The sequence below is a fragment of the Ornithinibacillus scapharcae TW25 genome, from assembly GCF_000190475.1.
GTDB classification, from domain to species: Bacteria; Bacillota; Bacilli; order Bacillales; family Amphibacillaceae; genus Ornithinibacillus; species Ornithinibacillus scapharcae.
This window is the reverse complement of the sequence record NZ_AEWH01000024.1, coordinates 142585-166939: the sequence shown is the minus strand read 5'-3', so window position 1 is coordinate 166939 and position 24355 is coordinate 142585. Positions and strand designations below refer to the sequence as shown.

At 35.3% G+C, this 24355-nt stretch carries 30 protein-coding genes and 1 other annotated feature; of the genes, 6 read left to right on the top strand and 24 right to left on the bottom strand.

What is annotated here, in order from left to right:
• Positions 1-25 precede the first annotated feature (25 nt).
• The 4 genes from rhmD to G5W_RS0107030 form a co-directional block, all read right to left on the bottom strand.
• Positions 26-1213 (bottom strand): L-rhamnonate dehydratase, encoded by a 1188-nt coding sequence (gene rhmD, locus G5W_RS0107045; protein ID WP_010095363.1) that lies wholly within the window; start codon positions 1211-1213, stop codon positions 26-28.
• A gap of 29 nt (positions 1214-1242) precedes the next feature.
• Entirely contained in the window at positions 1243-2268 is a 1026-nt protein-coding gene (locus G5W_RS0107040; protein ID WP_010095362.1) for an alcohol dehydrogenase catalytic domain-containing protein, read from the bottom strand.
• A gap of 21 nt (positions 2269-2289) precedes the next feature.
• Positions 2290-3192: a fumarylacetoacetate hydrolase family protein gene (locus G5W_RS0107035; protein WP_010095361.1), complete on the bottom strand. Its 903-nt coding sequence runs from the start codon at positions 3190-3192 to the stop codon at positions 2290-2292.
• 386 nt (positions 3193-3578) lie between these two features.
• Positions 3579-4346 (bottom strand): IclR family transcriptional regulator, encoded by a 768-nt coding sequence (locus G5W_RS0107030; RefSeq protein ID WP_010095359.1) that lies wholly within the window; start codon positions 4344-4346, stop codon positions 3579-3581.
• 323 nt (positions 4347-4669) lie between these two features.
• Here G5W_RS0107030 and G5W_RS22725 point away from each other — a divergent pair, with 323 nt between their 5' ends.
• Entirely contained in the window at positions 4670-5800 is a 1131-nt protein-coding gene (locus tag G5W_RS22725; RefSeq protein WP_010095358.1) for an N-acetylmuramoyl-L-alanine amidase, read from the top strand.
• A gap of 111 nt (positions 5801-5911) precedes the next feature.
• On the opposite strand, the gene menC is transcribed toward G5W_RS22725, so the two are convergent.
• Positions 5912-7027 (bottom strand): o-succinylbenzoate synthase, encoded by a 1116-nt coding sequence (gene menC, locus G5W_RS0107020; RefSeq protein WP_010095356.1) that lies wholly within the window; start codon positions 7025-7027, stop codon positions 5912-5914.
• An 80-nt stretch (positions 7028-7107) separates the two neighbouring features.
• Positions 7108-8247, bottom strand: a complete 1140-nt coding sequence (locus tag G5W_RS0107015) for a M20 peptidase aminoacylase family protein (protein WP_010095355.1) — start codon at positions 8245-8247, stop codon at positions 7108-7110.
• Positions 8248-8499: 252 nt separating this feature from the next.
• Between G5W_RS0107015 and G5W_RS0107010 the strand changes: the two genes are divergently transcribed.
• Complete coding sequence (locus G5W_RS0107010; RefSeq protein WP_010095354.1) at positions 8500-8889, top strand: RNase H family protein; 390 nt, start codon at positions 8500-8502, stop codon at positions 8887-8889.
• Positions 8890-8950: 61 nt separating this feature from the next.
• On the opposite strand, the gene cbpA is transcribed toward G5W_RS0107010, so the two are convergent.
• From cbpA to G5W_RS0106985, 5 genes are all read right to left on the bottom strand, one after another.
• Complete coding sequence (cbpA, locus tag G5W_RS0107005) at positions 8951-9577, bottom strand: cyclic di-AMP binding protein CbpA (protein ID WP_010095351.1); 627 nt, start codon at positions 9575-9577, stop codon at positions 8951-8953.
• A gap of 230 nt (positions 9578-9807) precedes the next feature.
• Positions 9808-10311 (bottom strand): B12-binding domain-containing protein, encoded by a 504-nt coding sequence (locus G5W_RS0107000; RefSeq protein WP_010095350.1) that lies wholly within the window; start codon positions 10309-10311, stop codon positions 9808-9810.
• A 241-nt stretch (positions 10312-10552) separates the two neighbouring features.
• Entirely contained in the window at positions 10553-10780 is a 228-nt protein-coding gene (locus G5W_RS0106995) for a DUF3953 domain-containing protein (protein ID WP_010095349.1), read from the bottom strand.
• 17 nt (positions 10781-10797) lie between these two features.
• Positions 10798-11019 (bottom strand): hypothetical protein, encoded by a 222-nt coding sequence (locus G5W_RS0106990; protein WP_138918984.1) that lies wholly within the window; start codon positions 11017-11019, stop codon positions 10798-10800.
• A gap of 14 nt (positions 11020-11033) precedes the next feature.
• Complete coding sequence (locus G5W_RS0106985; protein ID WP_010095347.1) at positions 11034-11318, bottom strand: hypothetical protein; 285 nt, start codon at positions 11316-11318, stop codon at positions 11034-11036.
• Positions 11319-11768: 450 nt separating this feature from the next.
• On the opposite strand from G5W_RS0106985, the gene G5W_RS0106980 reads away from it, so the two are divergent.
• The 3 genes from G5W_RS0106980 to G5W_RS0106970 are packed head-to-tail and all read left to right on the top strand — an operon-like array spanning position 11769 to position 13214.
• Positions 11769-12059, top strand: coding sequence for a hypothetical protein (locus G5W_RS0106980; protein WP_010095343.1), 291 nt, complete (start codon positions 11769-11771; stop codon positions 12057-12059).
• Between the two features lie 55 nt (positions 12060-12114).
• On the top strand, positions 12115-12819 hold the full coding sequence (locus G5W_RS0106975) for a DinB family protein (protein WP_010095342.1): 705 nt from the start codon (positions 12115-12117) through the stop codon (positions 12817-12819).
• A 38-nt stretch (positions 12820-12857) separates the two neighbouring features.
• The gene (locus G5W_RS0106970) at positions 12858-13214 is read left to right on the top strand and encodes a hypothetical protein (RefSeq protein WP_010095341.1); all 357 of its coding nucleotides are present in this window, start codon (positions 12858-12860) and stop codon (positions 13212-13214) included.
• Between the two features lie 71 nt (positions 13215-13285).
• Here the strand turns inward: G5W_RS0106970 and G5W_RS0106965 are convergent, their stop codons facing one another.
• From G5W_RS0106965 to G5W_RS0106895, 13 genes are all read right to left on the bottom strand, one after another.
• Positions 13286-14041, bottom strand: coding sequence for an SDR family oxidoreductase (locus G5W_RS0106965; RefSeq protein WP_010095340.1), 756 nt, complete (start codon positions 14039-14041; stop codon positions 13286-13288).
• Between the two features lie 322 nt (positions 14042-14363).
• Complete coding sequence (locus G5W_RS0106960; protein WP_010095338.1) at positions 14364-14810, bottom strand: RDD family protein; 447 nt, start codon at positions 14808-14810, stop codon at positions 14364-14366.
• Between the two features lie 249 nt (positions 14811-15059).
• The gene (locus G5W_RS23735; protein ID WP_010095334.1) at positions 15060-15230 is read right to left on the bottom strand and encodes a hypothetical protein; all 171 of its coding nucleotides are present in this window, start codon (positions 15228-15230) and stop codon (positions 15060-15062) included.
• Between the two features lie 13 nt (positions 15231-15243).
• A complete protein-coding gene (locus G5W_RS0106940) occupies positions 15244-15873 on the bottom strand; it encodes a class I SAM-dependent methyltransferase (RefSeq protein WP_010095332.1) in 630 nt (209 codons plus the stop codon).
• Positions 15874-15890: 17 nt separating this feature from the next.
• Positions 15891-16502: a hypothetical protein gene (locus G5W_RS0106935; RefSeq protein WP_138918983.1), complete on the bottom strand. Its 612-nt coding sequence runs from the start codon at positions 16500-16502 to the stop codon at positions 15891-15893.
• 310 nt (positions 16503-16812) lie between these two features.
• On the bottom strand, positions 16813-17451 hold the full coding sequence (locus G5W_RS0106930; RefSeq protein ID WP_029191045.1) for an O-methyltransferase: 639 nt from the start codon (positions 17449-17451) through the stop codon (positions 16813-16815).
• A 408-nt stretch (positions 17452-17859) separates the two neighbouring features.
• Positions 17860-18327, bottom strand: a complete 468-nt coding sequence (locus G5W_RS0106925; RefSeq protein ID WP_010095328.1) for a GNAT family N-acetyltransferase — start codon at positions 18325-18327, stop codon at positions 17860-17862.
• Between the two features lie 68 nt (positions 18328-18395).
• Positions 18396-18770: a hypothetical protein gene (locus G5W_RS0106920; protein WP_010095327.1), complete on the bottom strand. Its 375-nt coding sequence runs from the start codon at positions 18768-18770 to the stop codon at positions 18396-18398.
• A 296-nt stretch (positions 18771-19066) separates the two neighbouring features.
• The gene (locus G5W_RS0106915) at positions 19067-19351 is read right to left on the bottom strand and encodes a DUF3784 domain-containing protein (RefSeq protein ID WP_010095325.1); all 285 of its coding nucleotides are present in this window, start codon (positions 19349-19351) and stop codon (positions 19067-19069) included.
• Between the two features lie 135 nt (positions 19352-19486).
• Positions 19487-20065, bottom strand: coding sequence for a hypothetical protein (locus G5W_RS0106910; protein ID WP_010095324.1), 579 nt, complete (start codon positions 20063-20065; stop codon positions 19487-19489).
• A gap of 75 nt (positions 20066-20140) precedes the next feature.
• Positions 20141-21070, bottom strand: coding sequence for a phosphotransferase enzyme family protein (locus G5W_RS0106905; RefSeq protein ID WP_010095323.1), 930 nt, complete (start codon positions 21068-21070; stop codon positions 20141-20143).
• Positions 21071-21104: 34 nt separating this feature from the next.
• A complete protein-coding gene (locus G5W_RS20630) occupies positions 21105-21470 on the bottom strand; it encodes a hypothetical protein (RefSeq protein ID WP_010095322.1) in 366 nt (121 codons plus the stop codon).
• A 94-nt stretch (positions 21471-21564) separates the two neighbouring features.
• Positions 21565-21782 (bottom strand) — a binding site (T-box leader).
• 169 nt (positions 21783-21951) lie between these two features.
• The gene (locus G5W_RS0106895; RefSeq protein ID WP_420178212.1) at positions 21952-22893 is read right to left on the bottom strand and encodes a DMT family transporter; all 942 of its coding nucleotides are present in this window, start codon (positions 22891-22893) and stop codon (positions 21952-21954) included.
• 196 nt (positions 22894-23089) lie between these two features.
• Between G5W_RS0106895 and G5W_RS0106890 the strand changes: the two genes are divergently transcribed.
• Complete coding sequence (locus tag G5W_RS0106890) at positions 23090-24325, top strand: TraB/GumN family protein (protein ID WP_010095319.1); 1236 nt, start codon at positions 23090-23092, stop codon at positions 24323-24325.
• Positions 24326-24355 lie beyond the last annotated feature (30 nt).

Here is a 24355-nt window from a genome sequence, read left to right as displayed (position 1 = left end):
AGGTATTTCTATTTAACTGTAACCCCTAAGCATTCTTATGTATCTGTTGTAAATCAGCATTCTCTGATAGCGTTACACCAAAACCAGGACGTTCATCAAGCTTAACTTTACCGTTTACTGGAATGATTTCACCTTCTAATAATGGGTAATATTGTGGGACAACCTTATCAGCGTTTGGACTCATCACAAGATACTCAGCAAATGGGCTGTTCGTCTTCGTAATGACATAATGATAGCTATAAACACCACTACCATGTGGAATGACGTATTTACCATAGCTTTCTGCTAGATTACCAATTTTAATTAACTCTGTTAATCCACCACACCAACCTACATCTGGTTGAATGATATCTAGATCAGAGAACTCTAGTAACATTTTGAAGCCATAACGAGTAGCTTCATGTTCCCCTCCAGTGACCATCATACTGTTTGGTGCACGTTTTTTCAGATCACGATATGCCCAGTAATCATCTGGATTAAAGCATTCTTCAATCCAACGAAGACCGAAATCATTTGATTTTTCCATCAGTTTTTGTGCATACGGTAAATCAAGAGCCATCCAACAATCCCACATTAACCAAAATTCGTCTCCTACTTTTTCACGCATGGCTGCCAATTGTTCGATGTTCTTTCGTAATCCCTCTTCTCCATCTGCAGGGCCAAATACTAGAGGCATTTTTCCACCAATAAAGCCCATCTCTTTCGCTAAATCTGGACGAGGTCCAGTCGCATAACAAGATATTTCATCCCGTACCTTACCACCAATCATGGCATAGACCGGTTCTTGTCTCACTTTCCCTAGCAAGTCCCATAATGCTAAGTCGATAGCAGAAATCGCGTTCATCACGACACCTTTACGGCCATAGTACATGGTAGAACGGTACATTTGGTCCCACATTTTTTCAACCGCTTCGACCTGTTGACCAACTATAAAACGATCTAAGTGATTCATAACAATCCAGGCTGCAGGATATCCTCCAGTGGAGATTCCAACCCCTACTTCACCATTATCAGACTCTACTTCCACTACTAATGTTTTTAGAGCATTAATGCCAAAACTTGTTCGGGTCATTTTGTATTCCGGATAAATACTCATAGGCGTTGCAATTTGGTTAACTATCCAGTGTTCTTGCCCCTGATCATGGTAGTCCGCACCACCACCACCAACTACATAAGCTCGGATATCAACAATTTTACATCCTGTAACACTCATGATTACTTCCTCCCTTAACTAAATTATTTCTATTTGTCTAATGCTAAAAAGATCTTACTTTTTTTGACCTTTCCTTCTATTAGCTCCATGAACGACTGTTCACCTTTGTCCAACGTTTTTACTTCTGTCCATCCCCCAGGTGAAATTTTCCCTTCTATTAGTAGCTGTACTGCGTCTTGAAAATCTTGCCTGGAGTAACAGAATGAACCCATTACTGTAATTTCACTACGAATGTAATGGTTAATTGGGACAACCGTGTCATCAATTCCTAGCCCAACGTTCATAATAACTCCACCAGGATTAACGACCTTAGCGGATTGTGTACGAGTTGGTTGGAATCCAACAGCATCAATTACCACATCAATTCCTTTATAGCCTACTATCTCTTCCAGTTTTGCTTCAAATTTTTCAATACCATTATTTAAGGTATACTCGATACCAACTTCTCTTACTGTTTGAAGCCTTTCGTCATTTATGTCAGCCATGATAATTTTGTTTGCCCCAAATTCCTTTGCAACAAATGCACTTAATAATCCAATAGCACCTGCCCCATAGATAAGAACATTTGGAATAGAATGCATCGCCATTGCTTTTTTAACGGCTCTAAATGTACATGCTAATGGTTCTGCCAATGCTGCTGTATAGGAATCCAAGTTTTCCGGCACTTCTACAATGCTACTAGCTGGCACAGCTACATATTCTGCAAAAGCTCCAGAACGATGAACTCCGATAATCTGTCTATTTTCACATTGTGTTTCATTTCCCCGAACACATTGCTTGCAGTTTCCACAAGTTAATAAAGGATTAACAACTACCTTAGAACCAATCGTCACACCAGTCACTGCCTCTCCAACTTCTGCGACATGTCCACTAAATTCATGTCCCATCACTAAAGGAGGAATTCGGAGACTATTATGCCCTAAAAATCCTTCTATTTCCGAACCACAAATACCTACTACATCTACTTTAATTAACACTTCATCTCGTTCTAGTATTGGGACTGGTCTTTCTTCTATATCCATTTGTTTCGGCCCATTCCACGACAGTACTTTCATTTTATATCCCCCTAGTTGTTATTAACGAACTGTATTCTCTAAAACCCCAATGTTTTCAATTTCAACTTTACAAGTGTCACCTTTCTTCAAAAACACCTGTGGATCACGGAAAACTCCTACTCCATGTGGTGTGCCAGTTGCGATAATATCACCTGGCTCAAACGTAAAACCTTTTGATAAATAAGAGATGATATACGGAATATTAAAGATTAAATGCTTCGTATTGGAATCCTGTAGCCTTTCACCATTAAGCTCTAAACTAATATCAAGTTTATGCGGATCTTCAATTTCGTCTTTTGTAACGATTGAAGGTCCAATTGGTGCAAATGTGTCATAGGACTTACCACGTACCCACTGTACATCCTCAAACTGTACATCTCTAGCACTTACGTCGTTTATGATGGTATATCCGAAAACATAATCAAAAGCTTCTTCCTCCGAAATATCCTTACCTTTCTTACCGATAACAACAGCAAGTTCTGCTTCATAATCAACTTGCTCAGAATCCTCAGGCAATTCTATAGCCTCACCTGGTCCTACGATACATGAAGCCCATTTAGAAAAGATCATTGGCTTTTTCGGTGGTGTTACATTTTGTTCGATACAATGGTCCATATAATTATTTCCAACACATACTAATTTGCCCGGACGGCGTAATGGTGCGAGAACCTTAACCTCATCTAGTTTATAGGTAATTTCTATAGTTTCTTCTGTATGTAATTGAGCCCATTTCCACACCTTTTCTATAATCTCCATTGTTTCTACATTATGGGTTATGATATGATCTAAGTCATTTTCTATCATGTAATTCTCCCCGTTAACATTATTATAGAGAGATACTAAACCCACCAAATCGTAAACGCTTTCTTTTTCTTGAATACCTACCTTTTCTTGTCCATAATGCTGAAATGTTAGTAATCTCATTTCTTTATAACTCCTTTCTATGACTCAATATTTATTGTTTAGAAAACATATAAGTTTGTTAACGCTTTCAGATAGTTATAAAAATATATAGCTTGTAGCTATATATGGTTTTTTATATAAAACCAAGTTTTTATAACTAAACTGATTATAATTAATCTATTTGTCATTGTCAAATAATTTTATGAATTCTATAAAGATGTAAAAATATCATTCTTTTACTATCCTCTCTACTAGGATATATAAATTAATGGCACCAATAAAAAAAATGCGACTCATTATAATGTCGCATTCATTGAATTGTTCCTCTTTATAATTTCATCACTTATATTCATCAAATATGAATGTACCCAACTAGCATCAATAATAGGGCTTCACAGACAATCAATTTAACTGCCTACAAATCCACCAATTACCGAAAGTTTATTTGCTAAATTGATAATTTCTTTTTTCGCCACTTCTTTCTTTTTCATCCAACTATTTTCGGTCATCGTAAAGCTAACACCATATACAATCCGATTACTATGATCATAGATTGGAGCAGCAACACAATAAAAGCCCTCTGCCCCCTCTTGTTCCTCTATTACAAATCCTTGCTCTTTCGCTATTTTCAGTTGCTCCCATAGCGCATCCAGGCTATCAACTGTATATAAGGTTTTCTTTTGAAACTGCTCATTTGAATATAACGCTTTTAATTCCTCGTAATTAAACTTTGATAATTGAATTTTTCCAATTGCAGATGCATAAGCTGGGTAACGTGTTCCAGGATCTGTTACCAGTCTCACCGGCGAACTTCCTTCTTCTCTTGCAATATAAAAAACATCACTTCCTATTAGTTTGCCAAGTTGGACATGCTCATCCACTCTTGTAATGGCTTCCTTAGCTTCACGAGAGAAGACTTCTAGGATATTAAATTGATTCAAATAGGTTGAGCCAATAAAACCTAGGACCGAACCTAGCGTATACGTTTCACTTTTTTCCTTTGTTACCCATCCTAGAGTTTCAAGTGTATGTAATAGCGAAAACATAGAGCTCTTATTTATTTCTAATCGATTAGATAAATCGATTAATCTCAATTCATTTGGATGTTTCGCAATTTGTTCTATGATCAAATTTGCTCTTTCTATTGCGGGTACCCAGTATTTCTTCTTATCCACAAACGCTACCTCCAAAAATATTCATTATTCTAAACTTAGTTTACTATAAAAACTTAGATTCATCTTAAAGACAATTCAAGAAATTGTCAATATCACTAGGTAAATCGTTTTTTAATAAAGTTAAATACATAATATGTATCTAATCCTAATTAGATTTTTGGCAATCCCTAATTACTTAAGAGATTTCCAATATCCGTTGTTTCAACATAAATTTCATTATAATTAGTAATGATATAGATTTTTTATTTTTCCTGTTTAAATCTATTATTTTTTGTCCATCCTTTTTGATAGATTCATAATCTACGAGAAAGGATTGATAGAATATGAGAAAGGCAAACTTAATTTTCGCTTTCGGAATTTTGATATTCCTAATATCCCTAATGCCTACTTTAACCATACATGCAGAGGAGTTAACACAAGACCATGAGAAACTATTAGAAGTAGTAACCGATGATGTTACCATGTATGTATCTCCTTCTGAAAATGCAGATATCGTTGGTGAATTAAACGTCGGGGATAGACTTAGAACTTTTGCCGAACAAGAAGGTTGGGTCAAAACATTCTATGATGGACAACCTGTATGGGTTTATGCAAAAGATTTAAAGATTTTAGAAGAAAGACAAGTAGAGAATACGAACAAAGAAATAGAAGTGGAAAAAAATACGGATAAGACAAGTGAAGCTCAAGAGCAACCTAGTGAGGATAGCGGTAATAAAGAAGTTGAGGAAATAGAAACACCTGATAAAGAAGTGGAAGCAGACTATAATCAAATAGACAGTCAAGAGGATTTCCTACTAGAAAGATTCAAACCAGAACATGCTATCACTGGAAGGATGGAAATACCAGTTGGTTATATCGAGCCAAAAGAAGTTCAAATTTCCGAGGATACCATTCAAGTAACAAAATACCAATTAGATGGATATAACATTATGATCGATGCAGGGCATGGTGGAATGGACCCAGGTGCAGTAAGTAACGGATTACTAGAAAAAGACATTACACTAGCGACTGCTAAAGTAATCAAGCAATATCTAGAGCAAGAAGGTGCGAACGTGCTCTTCACTAGAGAAGATGATTCATTTCAATCGTTACAAGATCGAGTAAACCAAAGTAATTCAAATGACACCGATGTATTTATCAGCCTTCACTACGATTATTTTAGTGACCCTGGAGTAAATGGAATCAATACCTATTTCTACCATCAACAATCAAGTGCTAAGCTGGCAGAAAAAGTTCATAGTGCTCTAACCGATCATCTCAATATGAATGATCGAGGAATTCGACAAGAAGGTTATTATGTATTACACAATAATCGAAAGCCTGCAATTCTATTAGAATTAGGCTTTATGACTAATCCCGGTGATCTTGAAAAAATGAAAACAGATGCCTACCGAGAAGATGTCGCTAAAGCAATTACGGATGGTCTAGTGGATTATTTTGAAGAGAAGAAGTAATGCTTCAATGGAATAATCCTGGCTTAACATGCTTGGTATGATCTAGTTTACCCTCCCTTTATATTGGAAAAGGAGAGTCCTTCATCTTACAACGGAAGACTCTCCTCTTTCCTATATAGGAATGATTATTTTTTCGATACGGAACTCTTCCAGAGCAGATTCATCTATCTCATAACCAATACCTGGAGCAGAAGGTACATGGATTACTCCATTCTCTACTGTGACTTCCGGTTTGATGATATCTTTTTCCCAATAACGAGAAGATCCTGCTGTGTCCCCTGGTAAGACAAAGTTCGATAACGAACTAATGGCAATATTATGGGCTCGTCCTACACCAGCTTCCAGCATACCACCGCACCAAACAGGAATTCCATGCTCCTTACAATAATCATGTATCCTTACAGATTCAGATAAGCCACCGACCCGACCAACTTTGACGTTCATAACCTTACAACTGCCTAGCTCAATAGCTTTTTGTACATCATAAAGGGAGTATATACTTTCATCCAAACAAATTGGTGTATTAATTTCCCTTTGAAGCTTTGCATGGTCAATAATATCGTTGTGCTGTAGTGGTTGTTCAATCATAATTAAATCCAATTCGTCTAATTGTTTGAATAAGCTTATATCCTCCAATGTATAGGCAGAATTCGCATCAGCCATAATCGGTGTATCTGGAAAAGCCTTCCTTACCTCACGTAGCAATCCCACATCATGACCAGGTTTAATTTTTAGTTTTATCCGCTTGTAACCTTCATCAAGAAACCCTTCTATTTTCTTCAACAAGTCACTCACTGTAGGTTGTAATCCGATACTTATACCGACATCGATTGTTTCCTTCTCTCCCCCCAGTGCCTTTGCTAATGGTATCCCTTGTCGTTTTGCATAGAGATCCCACATAGCCCCTTCGATAGCAGCCTTTGCCATATTATTTCCTCTTAATCGTTCAAAAGCTAAAAAAACTTCATCCGGGTGCTCAATCTTTTGCTCTCTTATTAAAGGAATTAAAAAGTCCTCTATGATATGCTTAGTAGTCTTTACTGTTTCCTCTGTATACCAAGGGATGGAGAAAGCAACACTCTCACCATATCCCCTAAAACCGTCTTCATCCACAGCCTCGATAACAAAGAATTCTTTGTCCTGCATCGTACCAAAGCTAGTTGCAAAAGGGTCAATCATCCGCATTCTTAATCGATGCAAAATAAACTTCGTCAATGGTATTGCCATGTTATACACTTCTTCCTCAGATATATTCAGGTTGCACCACTAGAAAAACTTTTCTATAAGTCTAACACACTAGTTCCTGCCTACTCTTTAAAGTATTTATCCACTGTTCTCCATAACGCATTTACCAAAATCTCGACACTTGGTTCAATTGCATCATAATTGAACGTCATCGATGGATGATGTAATCCAGGCTCTAGGTCACAACCGATAGCGAGCATCGTTGCTTTAATGGTAGGTCTTTTAATCGAGTAGAAATGAAAATCATCACCACCAGTTGTGGTGATCATTGGAACAAGTTGTCCTTTTCCTACTGTATCGATAATAGCACTCTCCATCAAGGAACTTGCTTCTTTATTGATTACTGCAGCTGCAATACATGTCTCCACCGTCAGCTTAATGTTAACTTCGTGATAATCCGACAACATAGTCGCAATTCGCTTTACCTTTTCAAACAAGGCTTCCATTGCTTCATTTGTTTGAGCACGCATATCCACTGAAAACGTTGCATTCCCTGGAATAATGTTGGTACTCTCTCCCCCTGCATGGAAGCTAGTCATCTTGACCGAATGCGGAATCATCGGATCCAGATAGATATTAGATAGATGTTGAAAAAATTCGCTACCGACTTGTATTGCATTGGCATTTAGATGTGGCCTAGCACCGTGGGCATCCTCCCCTGTAATAACACCTTGTAATGACCATGATGCCCCATGACGAATAGCAGGAGCGAACTGGCCATATTCTAATTCTTGAATAGGTCTCAAATGCATGCCATATAGGTAATCCACATCATCCACGACACCTTTTTCAACTAAGGAAATAGCACCATTTCCTTTTTCTTCAGCAGGTTGAAAAATGAAGCGAAATGTCCCTTGGTTAGGGAATCCGTCCTCTATCAATGTAAATAGAATGCCAAGAACAATCGTCATATGTGCATCATGACCACAAGAATGATTTGCCTGAAATTCGCCATTTACCTCCTGCCATAATCCATCAATATCTGCCCTAATGGCAATGACCGGCTTTCCATTCCCAATTTCCGCTACTAATCCAGTACAATCATGAAATGTTCTCACTTTACATGGTTTATCCTCTAGCAATCCTTTTATATACTCAGTCGTTTTATATTCCTTCCATCCTACTTCTGGGTTAGCATGTAAATGATTAAATATATCTTTAAGCAATGGCTTTAATTTAGCAATTGTAGACGCTGAATTCATGATTTCCCCTAAACCCCTTTCCTTATTATCCTATGCAGTTTCCTCTTTTTCTCTATACCCTTATATCGGCTATTTAATCCATTTTGTTTTCCCAATCTTATGTTAAATGAATTTTCGAGTCAGTCTAATGCTTCCATACTTACGTACACCCCTATACCATGTTACATAATTGCAGTTGTTTAGATATTGCATTTCTTACTAGCTTCTACTATATTGAAAATACAATACCGATAAGGGGAGGAGTGGGGATATTTGATTGAAGTATATACGGACGGGGCATCAAGTGGCAATCCAGGTGTCAGTGGTGCTGGTGTATATATTAAGGCAAGTGGGAATCGTTTTGAATACAGTATTCCATTGGGAGAAATGACCAATCATGAAGCTGAGTTTCATGCGGTAATTGCAGCACTTGACATTTGTGAAAAGGATTTTCCAAACGAAATATTATCCTTCCGCTCTGACTCACAGGCAGTGGTACACGCGGTTGATAATAATTTCACGAAAAATAAAACCTTTCTCCCACTTGTTGAACGTATACAAGAAAAAGCAAATCAATTTCCATATTTCTTTATTAAATGGATACCTGAAAAAGAAAACGGTAATGCTGACCGACTGGCGAGAAAGGCTATCGTTCGGACATAAAAGTCACTTGTAAAAACAAAAGGCTACTGAATCAGACTTGATCCAGTAGCTATTCTGCAAATTAATTTAACTTCTCAATATCCGTAACGGTAAAGTTATTCTTTTCTAAATCAGCACTTATCTTTTTTGCTAGTGATTCATCCACTTCCTTTGGTAGCACGATACAAACCCTACGAACATAATGAGAGTTATTATTTAAGGAAATAACACTTTGAACGTTACAATGCTTATTTACTACTTTAAGCATTTTCTGTAATGCACCTGCATATTCAATTGTACCAATAGTGAAGGAATAGCTACCATTATGTACCCCCCAAGCATTTTCTAATACTTGAATAACATTACCGTTGGTTAGTATCCCTAAAAATTCTAAGTCATCATTTACAACAGCTAAGTAAGGTAATTGCTTAATGGATGAGAACACTTTGAAGAAAGGGGCATCTTCCTTTATATATCCTTCTCGATCTGTTATTAGCTTGGATAATTCACCAACTAAAGAGTGATCAAGCTCATACTCTAGTAAATCAACCTTATAAATATTGCCGACATACTTTTCTTCCGCTTCATCTAGGACTGGAATACAACGATATCCAGAATCATCTAATGTCTTCATTACCGCTTCTAAACTATCATTTTCTCTTACAAACACAACATCCTTCTTATTAACATAATCATTTTTGACGAGCATACCTATCCCTCCTAAGACAAATTAGGGACTACATACCATTTATGTTCCCACACCATTATTTTCCTATATTTTCTGAAAAATATCAAGATAGCTTTTTTTCTAAATAATCTTATATTATAGGAATATCATTTTCTTTTGTTTTGGTGAACGAGTTAGTTTATAAACACTACTTACTAAAAAAAGACTATCAGTTTTGATAAACAAAACCAATAGTCCCTTTTTTGATAATATTACTCTTCTTCTTCGTCTACAAAGTCATATTCTTCTTGTAAAGATTCCCAATGATCGGTTACAGCTTTATCTTTATCTTCCGCTACTTTATTTAACTCATTTAACTCTTCCTCAAGAGCTAATACATCATCTTCTGAAGAATTCGGATCAGTTAAAGCAGTAAGATACTCTTTTTCCTTTGCAAGAACATCGCTCATCGACTTAACCAAATCAACATATAAACCATGATATTCTTTTGCAACATCATGTTCTAATTCTTGCTTGTTAAAGTAATCTTCAATTTCTTTCATAAGTGGCATTAACTCATTATCAAATACTTCGATTGCTTCTTCTTCTGTCGCAGCAGCAAAAACATTATTATAAATCTCTGGAATTTCTTCTATTTTAGGTTTAACATTATCTACTACTCCATTGTGAAAATCCAATACCTCGTCTGCTTCTGGTGAACATGCCGCAAGAACCATCATTAGTACTAACCCAGCAAGTAATGCTAATTTTTTCATATAAATATCCCCTTTTATTTATGTACTCCTATGTCATTTTAAAGCTTTTCACAAAACTGTCAATTGGGTTAAAATTTTTGCTTGTTAATTTATAGTACAATAGTCTTAATTTAGATATACAGTAGTAACTTTTCGTCACTAAATCCATCTTCATTTCTAGGGGTATATTGATCTATTTATCTTACAAAATATTACATTCTAATAGTTCGAAAGATTTATTTTTAGATATTTTTATGAAAGCTTAAAACAAACCTTGCAATGAAACTAGCAGCAAGAATACAAATGCGATTAAACTAACCCAGCCATATCCTGTGCGACTTTTTTTGAATTCAGATATCGCTATCACTAACATCATCATACTTAAGACAAACATCATCAGCGACTGATACTTGAAATCCTGTGTAATTAGCCCATAAGTAGCAAGGATGATAACTGTTAGTGCCAGGATTATCCTTATGATAGTTAACAAAGAGACCTTCTCCCTTCTTAGTTCGTTTTCTCCAAATACGCTCGGAAGGCTTCTTCCACTTTATCGCGCTTTGGAAGAAGATTGGAGATTCTTTTATGTATATCGTTTAGTAAATAAAGAACTCTAAACAGTACCCCTAGTACAATTCCAAAACCAATGATTCCTCCAACCACTGGCCCTAATAAGAACAATATTATAGCAAGCACGGAACAAATTAGTATCGATACAAATAGATACAAACTAAAACCTCCATTCATTCATTAATTTTCCCATTCCAGACAGAGAGAAAAAATAGGCTTATTAGATTAATTACTACAAATGCAAAACCATACATGATTATTCCAATCCCCTGACTTATCCCATCTGTTTCTGTGACAAGCCACCATAAACTTCCTAAACCTAAGATAATTATATTTACGATTAAAATGATAATAAGGGCAATTTGAATTTTATACGTTTTTCTAACCAAGAAACGAGCTAAATATATGGAAATGAAAAAAGCCATTACCATTAATCCAAAGAAAAAGACTATCTTCATATCGTTCTCCCCATAACCTTTTATTGGAAATACTATACCTAGACACATACTAACAGAATAAATTGATAATTTATATACAAAAAAGCAAGCTTAACCAAATGAATTTGCTATACTTAATATATAGAAGTGAAACTGTATAACAAACTGACTAAAAAAATAAGCTGAATGACTGATTAGCACCGGTCGTGATTGAATTTTGATTATAGAATTAGATGGTTATTACCACCAAGCCCTTCTTATAGGAAAAATGTGCACCAAACAACAATTAGCAGAAATGTATCTACAAGCAACCAGTATTACCGAAGATATGCAAGAGCTTCCTATTGTGTTTTGCAAGCTCCACGGTTTTAGGCCATTACCATTCAATGTGGATACTAAAGTAATGTATATCATTGATATGGACACCAACAGAATATACTCACCCAGTTACGAAACATGAGGAGGATTAAAATGCATAAAACCATGCAAGATTTTCTAAATAGTGAAATATCGGATCAGGAATATTATGATGGAATTATTCGTTTTATCTATTCAGGGAATATAAGATGTGGAGAATATGAAGGAAATCTATATATTATTCACAAATTCAATCTTAATAATTTCATTATTTATTGTGAATACACCATAGATGGCAAAAAGGAGATACACCAGTCTTTTTCCATCCAGAAAAATAAACTACTACGGCTCATTAATGACTATGCCAAGAAGCAAGGGTTCCTAATAAGAGATTACCACTTTTAAACACCAACTAGAATCAGTTCTCCATAAGATTATTATTTAATAGGAGTGCGAAATAATGGGTAAATTACAACGCAAAATTTGGAATGATAATCATAAACTTTTAAGGAAAGCTTTAGTAAGACCCGAAACACACTCAGAGGCAGTCACCATCTTCTTAAGCCAGCATGCTTTATTACACAATAACCAAGTCGGACATTCGGAACAAGTCACCCTTGTAGAACATTTATTAAAAAACTTAGATGAGACAACTTTTCGACAGTATCCCGTTTCCAATCCGGATACGAAAAACTCTATTGCTTGGCATTTATGGCATATCAGCCGTATAGAAGATATGACCATGAACATCTTGATTGCGGATGCTCCTCAAGTACTACAATCTGAGAATTGGCTTGCCAAACTAAATATCCCATTTGCTCATTCAGGTAATGATATGACTGAAGAAGAAATTGCATGCTTAAGTAAATCCATTGATTTGGAAGCACTCTTAGCATATAGACTAGAAGTAGGCAAACAAACACGAATTGTTGTTAATTCTTTAAAAACCGGAGATTTTCAATTAGCCATTGAATCAAAAAGAATGGAACGGTTATTTGATGAGCAAGCGGTAGCTCCTAAATCAGAATGGCTTGCGAACTATTGGAATAAGAAAAACGTGGCTGGTTTACTATTAATGCCTGCTACAAGGCATAATTTCTTACATTTAAATAAAAGTGTTCGTATAAAAGAAAGACTGCAAAAGCAGTTGAATATTGAAGTTTAACATTCTACTTATTTTAAGAATAATAAGGGGTGGCTGAAGTGGAGAAAAAAGAAAAGGTTAATTATTATAAAGCAACTAATACGGAGGAATTGCTTTACGCATTAAAACATAAAGAATCTCACATTATCATTCAGGAAGATTTTAAGGAAGAATTTATGGAAAACACGCAATTACCTCTTTCAGAAAATGAACAGATGGGATTTCATTTAGGTTCCAATGGAACTGCAAGTATTTGGGGAGAAGTCTTTTTTCAGATTATCAATAGATTCGGTAAGGGAAGTTTAGAACAAAAGAAAATAGATAGTCTTATCCGTAAATATTCGATTAAAAATGGAATGAAAATGAAATTCTATTGTATTTGCGCCAATTGGATTATTAAAAATTATTGGAGTTAAATAATAGGGGACATAACATATGAACACTATGTTATGCCCTCCATTATTTTACGATCTATTTGAGGCATTACCTAGCTACGTATAAATCCACCCTCGGAGTGTATAACCTGACCTGTTATCCATGCCGCTTCATCACTAGCAAGAAATCCAATTAGCCTAGCAGCATCATCAGGGGTTCCTATTCTACCCATAGGAAATTTTGGTAATAAATGTTTCCTAATTCCGTCATCCATCCATGTAGAATCTGTTGGTCCAGGGTTTACAGCGTTTACGGTTATACCAAGCGGAGCAAGTTCTTGTGATAAAGACCTCGTAAAGGCTGATATGGCACCTTTTGTCGCAACATATGCTAACTCATCTGACATCGGTCCAATATCCTGACCAGAAGTCATATTAATAATTCTTCCTGAATCAAATTTGTATTTTTCAAAGCGACGAGCAAACTCAACACTTAGTAGGAATGTTGATCGCATATTGACTGCATAATGATCATCGAGTATCTGCGCATCTAGAAAGCGATAACCATCCCTTGTAGAATGTGCTGCATTGTTTACTAATATAGTTGGATTTCCTAATTTTTCTTTTACCATATCTAATATGTTAAATGCTGCATCCTTTTGCGCTAAATCAACATCCACTCCAGCACAGCGAACGCCCATACTTTCCAGTTCTTGTTGAAAACTTTCTAACCATTTCTCATCTGAATTCCAATGCGTAAAGAATATATCTATCCCTTGTGAGGCTAATCTTCTGCATATTGCTGTTCCGATATCTTTAGGTGTACTGACCCCTGTTACAATTGCTATTTTACTGTTTCGGTGACCCATCATAATACCTCCTATTTCCGTGCAAAGAAGGAGTATGTAGAGATGTAGTTTTTCGTTGTATGCTAGATAACATATTCTACTTACCTAGCGAAGAGATAAAAAAAGCAGATCCAAATGGAATCTGCTTCGTCTATCTAAAACTCCATACGATGCAACTCCGTAATGTTTCATATCCTCAAATAGAGATACTCGTCCCTTAGAACTTCATATCATCTATTTGCTTAATGGAATAAATATTACAGTGTTAGCCACATATAGCGTTACATTCCCCTTCCAATACATCTCTATTACTATCATACGATACTGTTGGAGAATTACAAGACTATTTTTTATGAGAATATTCCACGTACGTTGCGGAAGCCAGGTCATGCAATGCCCGCTTATCCTCTCTATTCACGATTGATGAAATACTCCAAATGACCAAAGGAAGTATTACGAGATAAAGCGCACCATGGAATGCTGCTCGAATTACAATCTGATTCATGATTAATTCCTCTTCAGATACATCTGCAATTCGAATGCCCATTATCCGCTTGCCAACCGTATGCCCTTTCCAAATCAATGGCAATAAAAGGTAATAAATAAAAGAAAATAATAAAAAGAACAGATAATCAAATAACACCACATAAAACCCTTCATACGTGATGTTTGAACTTAGTGGCCAAAACAAAACCGTACTTAAGATCGCTATCATAACGGAGTCTATTACATACGCAATAAAACGCTCAGTTAATCCTACACTAACTGGGCTTTCTACTGAAAAATCCATAAATGTTCCCCCTTGGTGATATACTTTTCTATCACTTCTATCTTCTCTATGCTATAAACAATATAGATTAATTGTTCCGTTATTACTCCCATAGATTGAACCTTCTTTATTATTTTGTAGAATCCGTTTTAGACTAATATCTACCTCTTTAATTTTTCGACTTCCTCTTCTAAATTTCTTATTCTACGTTGTAATCGATAAATAATAGGTGTATAAGCTATCATGACAATAAACATCCAACCCATGATATCATCCTTTCTTGTTCCATGAGTTCTCTAATTCCTTCTCTATCTCTTCATCGGAAACAGGTTCAGTATCTTCTTCATGCGGTATAATTTTATTTAATTGATTTTGAATCGATTCTAGCCTATAGACGACATAAAGGATAAATAAAATTAACAGTATTATTCCTACTATCATGAATAATAACCTCCTAGTCTCCCAACTTACTTCTTAATATAATAGATTGAAAATGATAGTTTCCTCCAACAACTTTCCTCGGTATCACTTTAAAATATTCAATTGAGAAGAATTCTGATAGTATTTTTTTGATGGCTTCGTCCTCATAAAAGGAGAAAAATCGCTTCGGTTCATATGGATCATCTTCCCATATCCCCTCAAAATCTTCTCCACCATACACACCAAAATAAAATAAACCTGAAGGCTTTAAGACTCGTTTAATCTCTTTTAGGACATTTTTTAGTTCCTTTTTCGGCACATGAAGTAGGCAATTAAGTGCCCAAATAGAATCATAGCTTACATCGGGTATATTTAGTTTAGCAAAACTCATAACCTCCGCAGCTAATCCCTTTTCTCGACATAACTTGACCATCTCAGGCGATATATCGGTACTGAGGGTATTTAATCCTTGTTCCTTAAAAAAGAAACTATCCCTTCCTGGTCCTGCCCCAAGCTCCAATAAATTAATACAATTATTTTCTTTTAGAAAGTTCAAAAACAAATCTCTTTCAATTTTTTTCCAATCTTGCACATGAGAAATATTTCTTTCATTCGCCTTTTGGTTATAAGAATCTATAATATCTTTAACGTTTAGACCATCCATTGACCTCCCCCCTACAATCAACTAACTTCTATATTAAATTCCCCATTCTTCACATTCTCATAAAAAGTCCTGTAAAAATCTAATAAGAATAACATTTCACCATATAAATTATTAAAATTGCGTCTCAGATCATTTCTAGTAAAATAAGCTGCCTGTTTTAATTCGCTAATTGTCTTTTCCATCTCATCTATATGATGAAGCATTTCAACTAAGTAATACTTCCCATCAATAGAAAAGTCCACTTGCACGAGGAGGTCTAATATGTTACGCTTTGCAATTTGCAAATTAAATTCCATATCACTTAACTCTTTATCATCCATCTGAGTCGGGTCATCATTCAATAACCATTCCTGTTGAAAAAAATCTAGTAGCCCCACGGTATGATCAATAATCATATTCGGTAATGAGTCGTTATCCTTTTCTGCCATTAAATCCGCTTCATGGATAGCTTTAAATTCATCAAGTAATTCTTTATAGGACTTACCGTTTGAGTAGACTTCATATGTTTCCCAGGAATAACGCTTATAAATACTGAAGAAAGAATATGGATAAAACCAAGTCATTATTAAAATAAAAATCATATATAAAATGGTCAGCAATACGAAACGATTTCGAAAGTTAATCTTCATTTCTAAACCCATTATCAAATCAATCCCTTAATGAATTAGCTTTTTTGTTTATTACCTTACAAATGGGTGTATGATGTAAGTTGACGAATTATAGTTTAGTGTACTCTACACTGTCTTCTTTTTTAAAAACTATATTTTAAATAACCTTAACAATTCTATCCTAACATAATATCCCAATTACAGTACATAATTTTCAGAATGTAGTATCCAATTCGTATGATAAGATAATTCCTTATTGGACTTCTTCCGTACTATAAGTAGTAAAAAAAAGACCAACTCCATTGTGTTAGTCTCCACATATCATATATATTTACTTTCTAACCTTTGAAACCGTCAGTCCATCTCCAATAGGTATCAGGATAGATTCTAATTGTTCATGATTCGCAACCGTTTGATTAAATTTTTTCATAAATTCTGTATGACGCGCTGGTTCAGCTTGTTCATCTGCTACAGTTCCCCTTGCAAGTACATTATCACAAATAATAATAGCTCCATTCTCCGCTAACTGGATACAATAATTCAAGTAGTTCTCATAGTTTTCTTTATCTCCATCAATGAAGAAAAAGTCAAATCGTTTATTTTCGCTAACCAGCTTCTCAAGACTGTGTAATGCTGGCCCGACCATATAAGATACTTGGTTTTCAAATCCTGCTTTTGATAAATTTTGATTGGCCAATTGTGCATAATCATCCACCAATTCCAATGAAGTTAATTTTCCGTCTCTACCAAAACCTCTAGACAAGCAAATTCCACTATATCCACCAAGCGCACCGATTTCTAAAACGTTTTTTGCTCCTGAAATCGATACTAGCATTGTAAGTAGTTTACCGGTTGAAGGTGATACGGAAATCGAACGCATCCCATTTTCTTTGATAGAAGCCAAGACTTCTTCTAATATCTTATCATCGCTGTAAAAAACTGAATCTATATAGCGGTTAATTTGTTTCATAACGTAATTTTCTCCTCCAAGTTTATTAGTTTCCTTCCTACTCATTTTCTGTACTTTCCTCTAAAAATTCATCAAGCTCAAATATCTGAATGAATTCATCCATAACCAAATCAATACTTTAATTCTCCAACTAATATCGGATGGGTTGATTGTAGTTCTGGTTTCATTCACTCTAAAAAGGTAGTGGCTCTTCTTATACGAAATATGTTGGCACCATGGTGTGATGATGATTATCTTTACTATACATACCGTTGCAGTGGTTTGTATGTCTTCTACCGTTATCGTGTGTTCCACTTTTCATATTAAGTATCCTATTCGTTTATAATCTATGTCAATATAAAAAACTCCCCTGAAGTTATCTTACTTATACTTCAGGGGAGCATGTAACTCTTACCTCTTTGGGGAATACTACTTGTTCCCAATCTTCCTCCAATACCGTTTATCCTGCTCCCTTTGTCGAAAACCATGTGATAGATAAAAAGGTATTCCAAGTGTATTTCCTTCTTCCACAGATACAACTTGTTCTGTTGCGCCACAATTAATATGTATGTTTGTAAATTCATGAAGAAGTTTAGTACCTATACCTTTGTATCGAAACACTTCGTCCACATAAAACACATAAATTTCACTTATATTTGGGGCTGTCATGATTCCACCAATTGTTCCAGCAACCTTATCATCAACTAATGCTACGTGTGTATAGGTACCTTTTTCAATATCCTCCAGCACTCGTTTGTGGTTATACCAGTATTCTACATTTTTTAATTGATACGCTTCACTATGTACACCTTGGACGGTCTGCCTCCATCCTGTCGCACAAATTCTACTAATATCGTTTGTGTGTTTAGCATTTGGTTTAATGATCGAGATTTTCATGTTCAACACCTCTTACCAATTTACTTGTCTACAACGTAAACAAATAGGATATTTATAGATTCTAATAATTACTTTCGCCAATCAGAAGGAATCTTTACCATTACATAGTTTTCTGTCCACATTTGGGTTGTTGCAATTAGGGTCTTGTCATCTTTTTCAAAAAAGTAGCCGCTACCATCATGTTGTTGAAATTCCCAACCACTTTTGGTAATAAGATTCTTTAAGTTCTCATATGCTTTCCCTTGCTCCATTCGAGTAATATACCAATCATAATCCTGTTCTTCCGCTATCTTCACAATATCTTCTGATGAATCATATAAAGTATCCAATACTTCTTTTTTACTCACTGTATCGATTGGCAAGTCAGGATAATAGTATTTGTTTACAAATGTGATTACTACAACTACTATTATTACTCCAATAATGATTAACCACTTCTTCATTTAATCCACCTCAAATATTAGTAATGACTCCCTTATGTAACCCGATTTATATACTTTCATACATCAACTTCTACTAAATAATAACATAAATATTCCAAAAATAATGAAGGTAGAAATAGCCAATCACATCTATCAAGGAAAGTATTTAGTTTGTAATTACTGACCGCAAGAAGATTATCAACAGGATGGATAAACAATACGTTAAAGTAGTCATGAACGGGGAGATACGGAGGTCATTCTGTGACTATCTATTTCAAATAGGCAGTCTGATTTTACACCTTAGTATTGTAAAAACACTAATCATACACCCTTTTGTTAATAATTATATATGTTATTGCCAATAACACTAACATAGCAATCACAAGAACAGTTGTTTCATTTTGGTAGTCCATAAAACTATGGATAACTACTAATAATCCTAGCGGTAGGAAAAACACTCCACCTACAATTTTACCTAATAATGACTTATTCGTAATATTTTTTTCATTGAAGCCTGCTAAAAGCCAAGTCTGTTTTCCAATTGCCACTAAATAGGAAATAAGTAATAATGCTATTCCAATAACCATTAATCCGTAGTCCATCTTTTCACCTCCACCAAAATTTTATAATACCTGCAGTACGATCTTGAATGAATAAAGTTTCGTTTCCATTATCAATTCTTATATAGGAGTATTGATATACAACTAATTATTTTGGGATTAGGTGGAGCTTTAAACCTAATCCATACATAGGACTAACGCTTGAATTAACCCCTCGTATTTCAGATAACTATCACGGATAGAAATCACAGCAAAATAAGAAGATGCCTTTGTATCACTTAACATACAATCATCATAAATCAGACTAATTTCTAGTCGTTTTTGTGGTATTATTCCCTTTTGGAGAAGAATTTCAGCTATATCATAGTAGATTTTTTGACCTTGTTCATCGAATGACCTCTCAATGGAAAAACGCCCCGCAAAACTATCCCACCAAACTAGATAGGATTGATGAATTTGATTAAATTCATTTCGTGTATCCTCACTTTCTACGAAAAACATCTGATAAAATAACTCATTCTCATCGTAGAAGATGGTTAGGTCATTCCTTGAGTTTTCGGAGATTCTTCTTGATGCTTCATCCCACAATTCTCTAAAACGGACTTCAAAGTCATCTCGAAATCCATAAATGGTTGGCATATAAGGGAATTTTCGTTCATCTCCGCTTTGAACTTGATTGAGGAAAATATTTTGGATATAGATCAAAAAATTTAATGAATAAGTTGCATCCGTTCTCATTTCCAATGTGTTTTCCATATCTACTCACTCCATTCACCTTCATTTATTACCGAAAATAGTCATAAACTCTATTTCTAAATAGGGAATATCATTCTATATCCTAGTCTTCATGCCCTCAAGAACATCTTTAACTCTGTTATTACTTTTTTGCTCTTTACCCAGGAAATTAACAAGATAAATATAAGAGTATACCTGCCTATAATTTAAGAAAAATGGAATCTTTGATATCCAGTATTCATCTAAACGATTTTCTGTAGCATAACCTTGTAAAAATGATTTACTAAAGCGGATAGCGAATTCCTTTCTTCCTTGTGTGTTTTTCTGATTGATGGTTTGTACCGCATGATAGATAACAATTGCTATATCATATGCAAACCAATGGTATTCACAATCGCCAAAGTCAAATAAAACTATGTCTTTACCATTTATATAGAAATTTTGATGATGGAGATCATGATGGATCATTCCATAACTATCTGTGTCCGTTGGAAACTTATTCATTTCATTAATATAGCTACTCAAAGCTTTAATAATCTTCTTACTAACACCGCCGATATTTGCAGAATATAATATGCCATTATTCCACTCTTTCTTGATCCCCTCATCAGAAGGCCTATAAGTTTTAGATAAAGAATGTATTCTTCCAAGTGTTTTTCCCCAACAATAAAATAATTCCGTGTTCCAAACATCGCTATTGGATGTCTCCACAAGAGAACCTTTTGCCTTTTCAAATGCCGTTACGTAAAATTCTTCGTTATGAATGTCATTAATTATCTCGATAAAATTTCCATTAACAGACGGGAGGGGAGCCGTTACATTTACTCCTGATTGATGTAGATACTTTATCCAGTCTAACTCCGCTAGAATTGATTCTTTATGATTTGTCGCACCATGATAGTATTTTAGAATAATAACGTCGTCATTCTGATGACACTCAAAAACATTGTTCGAGAATCCACCAATTAATCTATTTACTCTCGCATTAAATAGATTAGCGCCTTTTGATACAATTTTATGATTCAAAACTCTCTCCCTCCTACTAATAATGAATAGACCCTTAGTCTAAACTTAGGTGTTTTTCAAACCACATACAGGCTTCTAGCTTCATATGATAATTAAATTGGTGATCAACGAAGGGCATGCTTAGACTTAGTTTCTCGGGATGTCTACTATATAATGGTAACAACATTTTATAGAGTTCTAAAGAATATAGGAATAGTGAGTCAGTATCTTGATCACCGTTAATCATTAATAATGGTTTAGGAGCAAAACTACGCATCTGTTCAAATGGGTCGAGCATTTTAAAATACGCTGTTCTCTTTGCTATTTCTTTCTCTGCCTTATGTATCGGCTCTCTCCATTGTTTATATGTACTAGTGGACAGGATACTATCCTCCCATGCTTTCGTAAAAGATGGCTTCACTCATTAGTGACATCCCCCTTAAATAAAATTTCTTAAGTAGACAAGAAAGATTTCAGTATTTTTCCTAGCTATTATAAATAGCCCTAGCATCTCATAAAGAGACGATAGGGCTATTTATCGTGGTACCACTCTTCTTGTTTCACTTCATAAAAATGAAACATCTTGGACTTGTTTACGGAAGTTACCCGTATAGATTTACATATCAATCTATCCACTCATAGGCGAGTTGGGGAGGTTACCTGACTGTCTTGCACCTACCGACAGCTCTCTGAACAATAACTCTTCCTTAATACTCCTACTCATAGTGTTTTGTTTTATATATTTTTAAAATATTCTATATTTTATTTCAATGCTTGTCAACTGCTATTGTTCCCCTGAATTACTAGTCGGACTAAAACGGTTGAAATAGTGTTGCTGTTGCCTCTTTAAATAGAAAATAGCATATCAACAAGATGATATGCTATTTATCAAGTATTAAAACTTAACCTTCACGACTACGTACTTTTCCATGATAATTTACAATAATTATCCCTAAAGCAACTAATAAAATTGCAGCATATATAAATCCATTCAGAACTTCTCCAGGTATAAACATCGCTGACATAACAGCACCAGACACTGGTACAATAAACTTGTACATGCTTAGTTCCCCAGCGTTATTATATTTCAATAATGAATACCAAAGCGCAAATGCCACAGAGGATAGCAATGCCGAATAGATAAATAATCCCCAACCAAACGGTGTGAAGGTTATCGCTCCCTCTTGTAGGAAAGGTAACCCAATTACTAACATAATTGTTCCACCTAAGGACAATTGCCAACCTGTAATGGCAAACGGATGGATTCCAGTTGCCAGTTCTTTTGCCATAATTGTTGCAACAGCTGCAGTAAGTCCCGAGAGAATCATATATCCTTCTCCGTCCCATTGAAAACTAATTTGTAATTCCTGACCCCAGTTGGCGACAATTATCCCCGTAAATCCTGCAACTAGGCCAACGATTTTCTTCCAATTCATGCGATCACTTCGGTAATAAAAGTGAGCTAGGATTACAGTGAAAAATGTACCTGCAGAGTTAAGAATTGCTCCCTGCATACCGGAAACATTTGCTAACCCATTATAGAAAAAGAAATATTGTAACGATGTTTGTACTATCCCTAGTATGAATAGAACGAAAAACTGCTTTCCTGTTACGCGAATCTGTCTTCGATTACTCACTAATAAGAACAGTAATACTAATATTCCTGCCAATAAAAAGCGACCACCAGCAAATACTATTTTTGCGATGATATCAGTTTGTGCCATCTGTAGCTCTTCATAGCTAACCTTTAGAACAGGAAATGCACTGCCCCATAGTATCGAACAGAACACTGCGATACCGATTACAGAGGCTTTATGTTGAAAAATACCTTTCAAATCTTTCATCTCCTAAAAATATAGAATAATGCCCAATGTAAGATTCTATCGTATATCAATCTCCTAAACAATGAACTAGCTCAGGACAATTTTTACCAAAGAGAAATTACAGAATTTTTACAAGATGATTGTTGCCCTTTCCTGTTACATTTTGATATAGTGGTGGAAAATACTGTTAGTTAAAGGCAGCAATGGGGGAGTTAAGATGAAACGTATTATTCAGGGTATCGCTTTATTTTTATTTCTGATACTTCTAGTAGCATGTCAAAATGAAGATGCCGTAATCTTTTCAGATTATCAGCTAGAAAAAGCCATTCGCGATGCAATATCACAGCCAGATGGAGATATACTTCAGGAAGACTTACGAGAAATTACGGAATTAGATTTAGCAAATAAACGGATAAAATCAATTGAAGGTCTGGAATATTTAGACGGTGTCACAAAGCTTCACATCCAACAAAATAAGATTGAGGATTTATCACCATTAGAGGGGATGGATAGCCTCAAAGAAGTAAACATCGCTGGAAACCCTTATGATGCAGATGACCTTGCAGCACTTGAAGAAAAAGAAATAACTATCCATACGAAGGTTGAGGTAGAGGTTAAAGGCGATCCAGATGGACCAGGTGGGTATCTATGGAAAGTAGAGAATGGTGATACCACTGTTTACTTACAAGGGACCATTCATCTTGCAACAGAGGATTTCTTCCCGTTAAACCAAAAGATTGAAGAGGCTTATGCGAACGCAGATATTATTGTTCCCGAGATTGATTTCAATAATATTAATATGTTTGATATGCAAGCAACCTATATGGACTTTGCTATGTATCCGGATGGTTCAACTATTGATGAGCATATCTCGGAGGAACTTTACCAAGAGGTTGCTACAGTATATGAAGAGCTAGGAATGTCCATGGATATGTTTGCTACGTATCAACCTTGGTTCCATTCTACATTAATCCAACAATTAATGACGGAAGAGTTAGGCTACATCGATGGCGTTGATTTTTACTTCCTTGACCGTGCTGAACAGGATCAAAAAGAAGTAATAGGACTGGAAACAGTAGAAGAGCAGTTATCAGTCTTCGCAGACACATCAGATGAATTCCAAATTGAAATGCTAAAAGAATCGTTAATAGAGCTTGAAGAATATGAACAACAAATGACGGAAATGTTTGAATTATATAAGGCAGGAGATGCGGATGAATTGCTAACCTATTTAACAGCAGAAGACGTAGATCCTACACCTGAGGAACAGGCTTACATGGAAGCATTAAATGATAATAGAAACTATAAAATGGCAGAAAAAATCGCTAGCTTTTTAGAAGAGGATAGTGGAGAAACTTATTTTGTTATTGTAGGAGCACTACATTTAATCATGGAACCACATATCCGTTCCATATTAGAGGAAGAAGGGTATGTAATCGAACAGGTCTTGTAAACCGAGTGGAAAGACACCTATCACTAACGA

Excerpts from the sequence above, each read along its gene's own strand:
- rhmD (WP_010095363.1), bottom strand. The coding sequence starts at position 1,213 with ATGAGTGTTACAGGATGTAAAATTGTTGATATCCGAGCTTATGTAGTT.
- G5W_RS0107040 (WP_010095362.1), bottom strand. The coding sequence starts at position 2,268 with ATGAAAGTACTGTCGTGGAATGGGCCGAAACAAATGGATATAGAAGAA.
- G5W_RS0107035 (WP_010095361.1), bottom strand. The coding sequence starts at position 3,192 with ATGAGATTACTAACATTTCAGCATTATGGACAAGAAAAGGTAGGTATT.
- G5W_RS22725 (WP_010095358.1), top strand. The coding sequence starts at position 4,670 with ATGAGAAAGGCAAACTTAATTTTCGCTTTCGGAATTTTGATATTCCTA.
- menC (WP_010095356.1), bottom strand. The coding sequence starts at position 7,027 with ATGGCAATACCATTGACGAAGTTTATTTTGCATCGATTAAGAATGCGG.
- G5W_RS0107015 (WP_010095355.1), bottom strand. The coding sequence starts at position 8,247 with ATGAATTCAGCGTCTACAATTGCTAAATTAAAGCCATTGCTTAAAGAT.
- cbpA (WP_010095351.1), bottom strand. The coding sequence starts at position 9,577 with ATGCTCGTCAAAAATGATTATGTTAATAAGAAGGATGTTGTGTTTGTA.
- G5W_RS0107000 (WP_010095350.1), bottom strand. The coding sequence starts at position 10,311 with ATGAAAAAATTAGCATTACTTGCTGGGTTAGTACTAATGATGGTTCTT.
- G5W_RS0106985 (WP_010095347.1), bottom strand. The coding sequence starts at position 11,318 with ATGAAGATAGTCTTTTTCTTTGGATTAATGGTAATGGCTTTTTTCATT.
- G5W_RS0106980 (WP_010095343.1), top strand. The coding sequence starts at position 11,769 with ATGCATAAAACCATGCAAGATTTTCTAAATAGTGAAATATCGGATCAG.
- G5W_RS0106975 (WP_010095342.1), top strand. The coding sequence starts at position 12,115 with ATGGGTAAATTACAACGCAAAATTTGGAATGATAATCATAAACTTTTA.
- G5W_RS0106965 (WP_010095340.1), bottom strand. The coding sequence starts at position 14,041 with ATGGGTCACCGAAACAGTAAAATAGCAATTGTAACAGGGGTCAGTACA.
- G5W_RS0106960 (WP_010095338.1), bottom strand. The coding sequence starts at position 14,810 with ATGGATTTTTCAGTAGAAAGCCCAGTTAGTGTAGGATTAACTGAGCGT.
- G5W_RS23735 (WP_010095334.1), bottom strand. The coding sequence starts at position 15,230 with ATGATAGTAGGAATAATACTGTTAATTTTATTTATCCTTTATGTCGTC.
- G5W_RS0106940 (WP_010095332.1), bottom strand. The coding sequence starts at position 15,873 with ATGGATGGTCTAAACGTTAAAGATATTATAGATTCTTATAACCAAAAG.
- G5W_RS0106935 (WP_138918983.1), bottom strand. The coding sequence starts at position 16,502 with ATGAAGATTAACTTTCGAAATCGTTTCGTATTGCTGACCATTTTATAT.
- G5W_RS0106930 (WP_029191045.1), bottom strand. The coding sequence starts at position 17,451 with ATGAAACAAATTAACCGCTATATAGATTCAGTTTTTTACAGCGATGAT.
- G5W_RS0106925 (WP_010095328.1), bottom strand. The coding sequence starts at position 18,327 with ATGAAAATCTCGATCATTAAACCAAATGCTAAACACACAAACGATATT.
- G5W_RS0106920 (WP_010095327.1), bottom strand. The coding sequence starts at position 18,770 with ATGAAGAAGTGGTTAATCATTATTGGAGTAATAATAGTAGTTGTAGTA.
- G5W_RS0106915 (WP_010095325.1), bottom strand. The coding sequence starts at position 19,351 with ATGGACTACGGATTAATGGTTATTGGAATAGCATTATTACTTATTTCC.
- G5W_RS0106910 (WP_010095324.1), bottom strand. The coding sequence starts at position 20,065 with ATGGAAAACACATTGGAAATGAGAACGGATGCAACTTATTCATTAAAT.
- G5W_RS0106895 (WP_420178212.1), bottom strand. The coding sequence starts at position 22,893 with ATGAAAGATTTGAAAGGTATTTTTCAACATAAAGCCTCTGTAATCGGT.
- G5W_RS0106890 (WP_010095319.1), top strand. The coding sequence starts at position 23,090 with ATGAAACGTATTATTCAGGGTATCGCTTTATTTTTATTTCTGATACTT.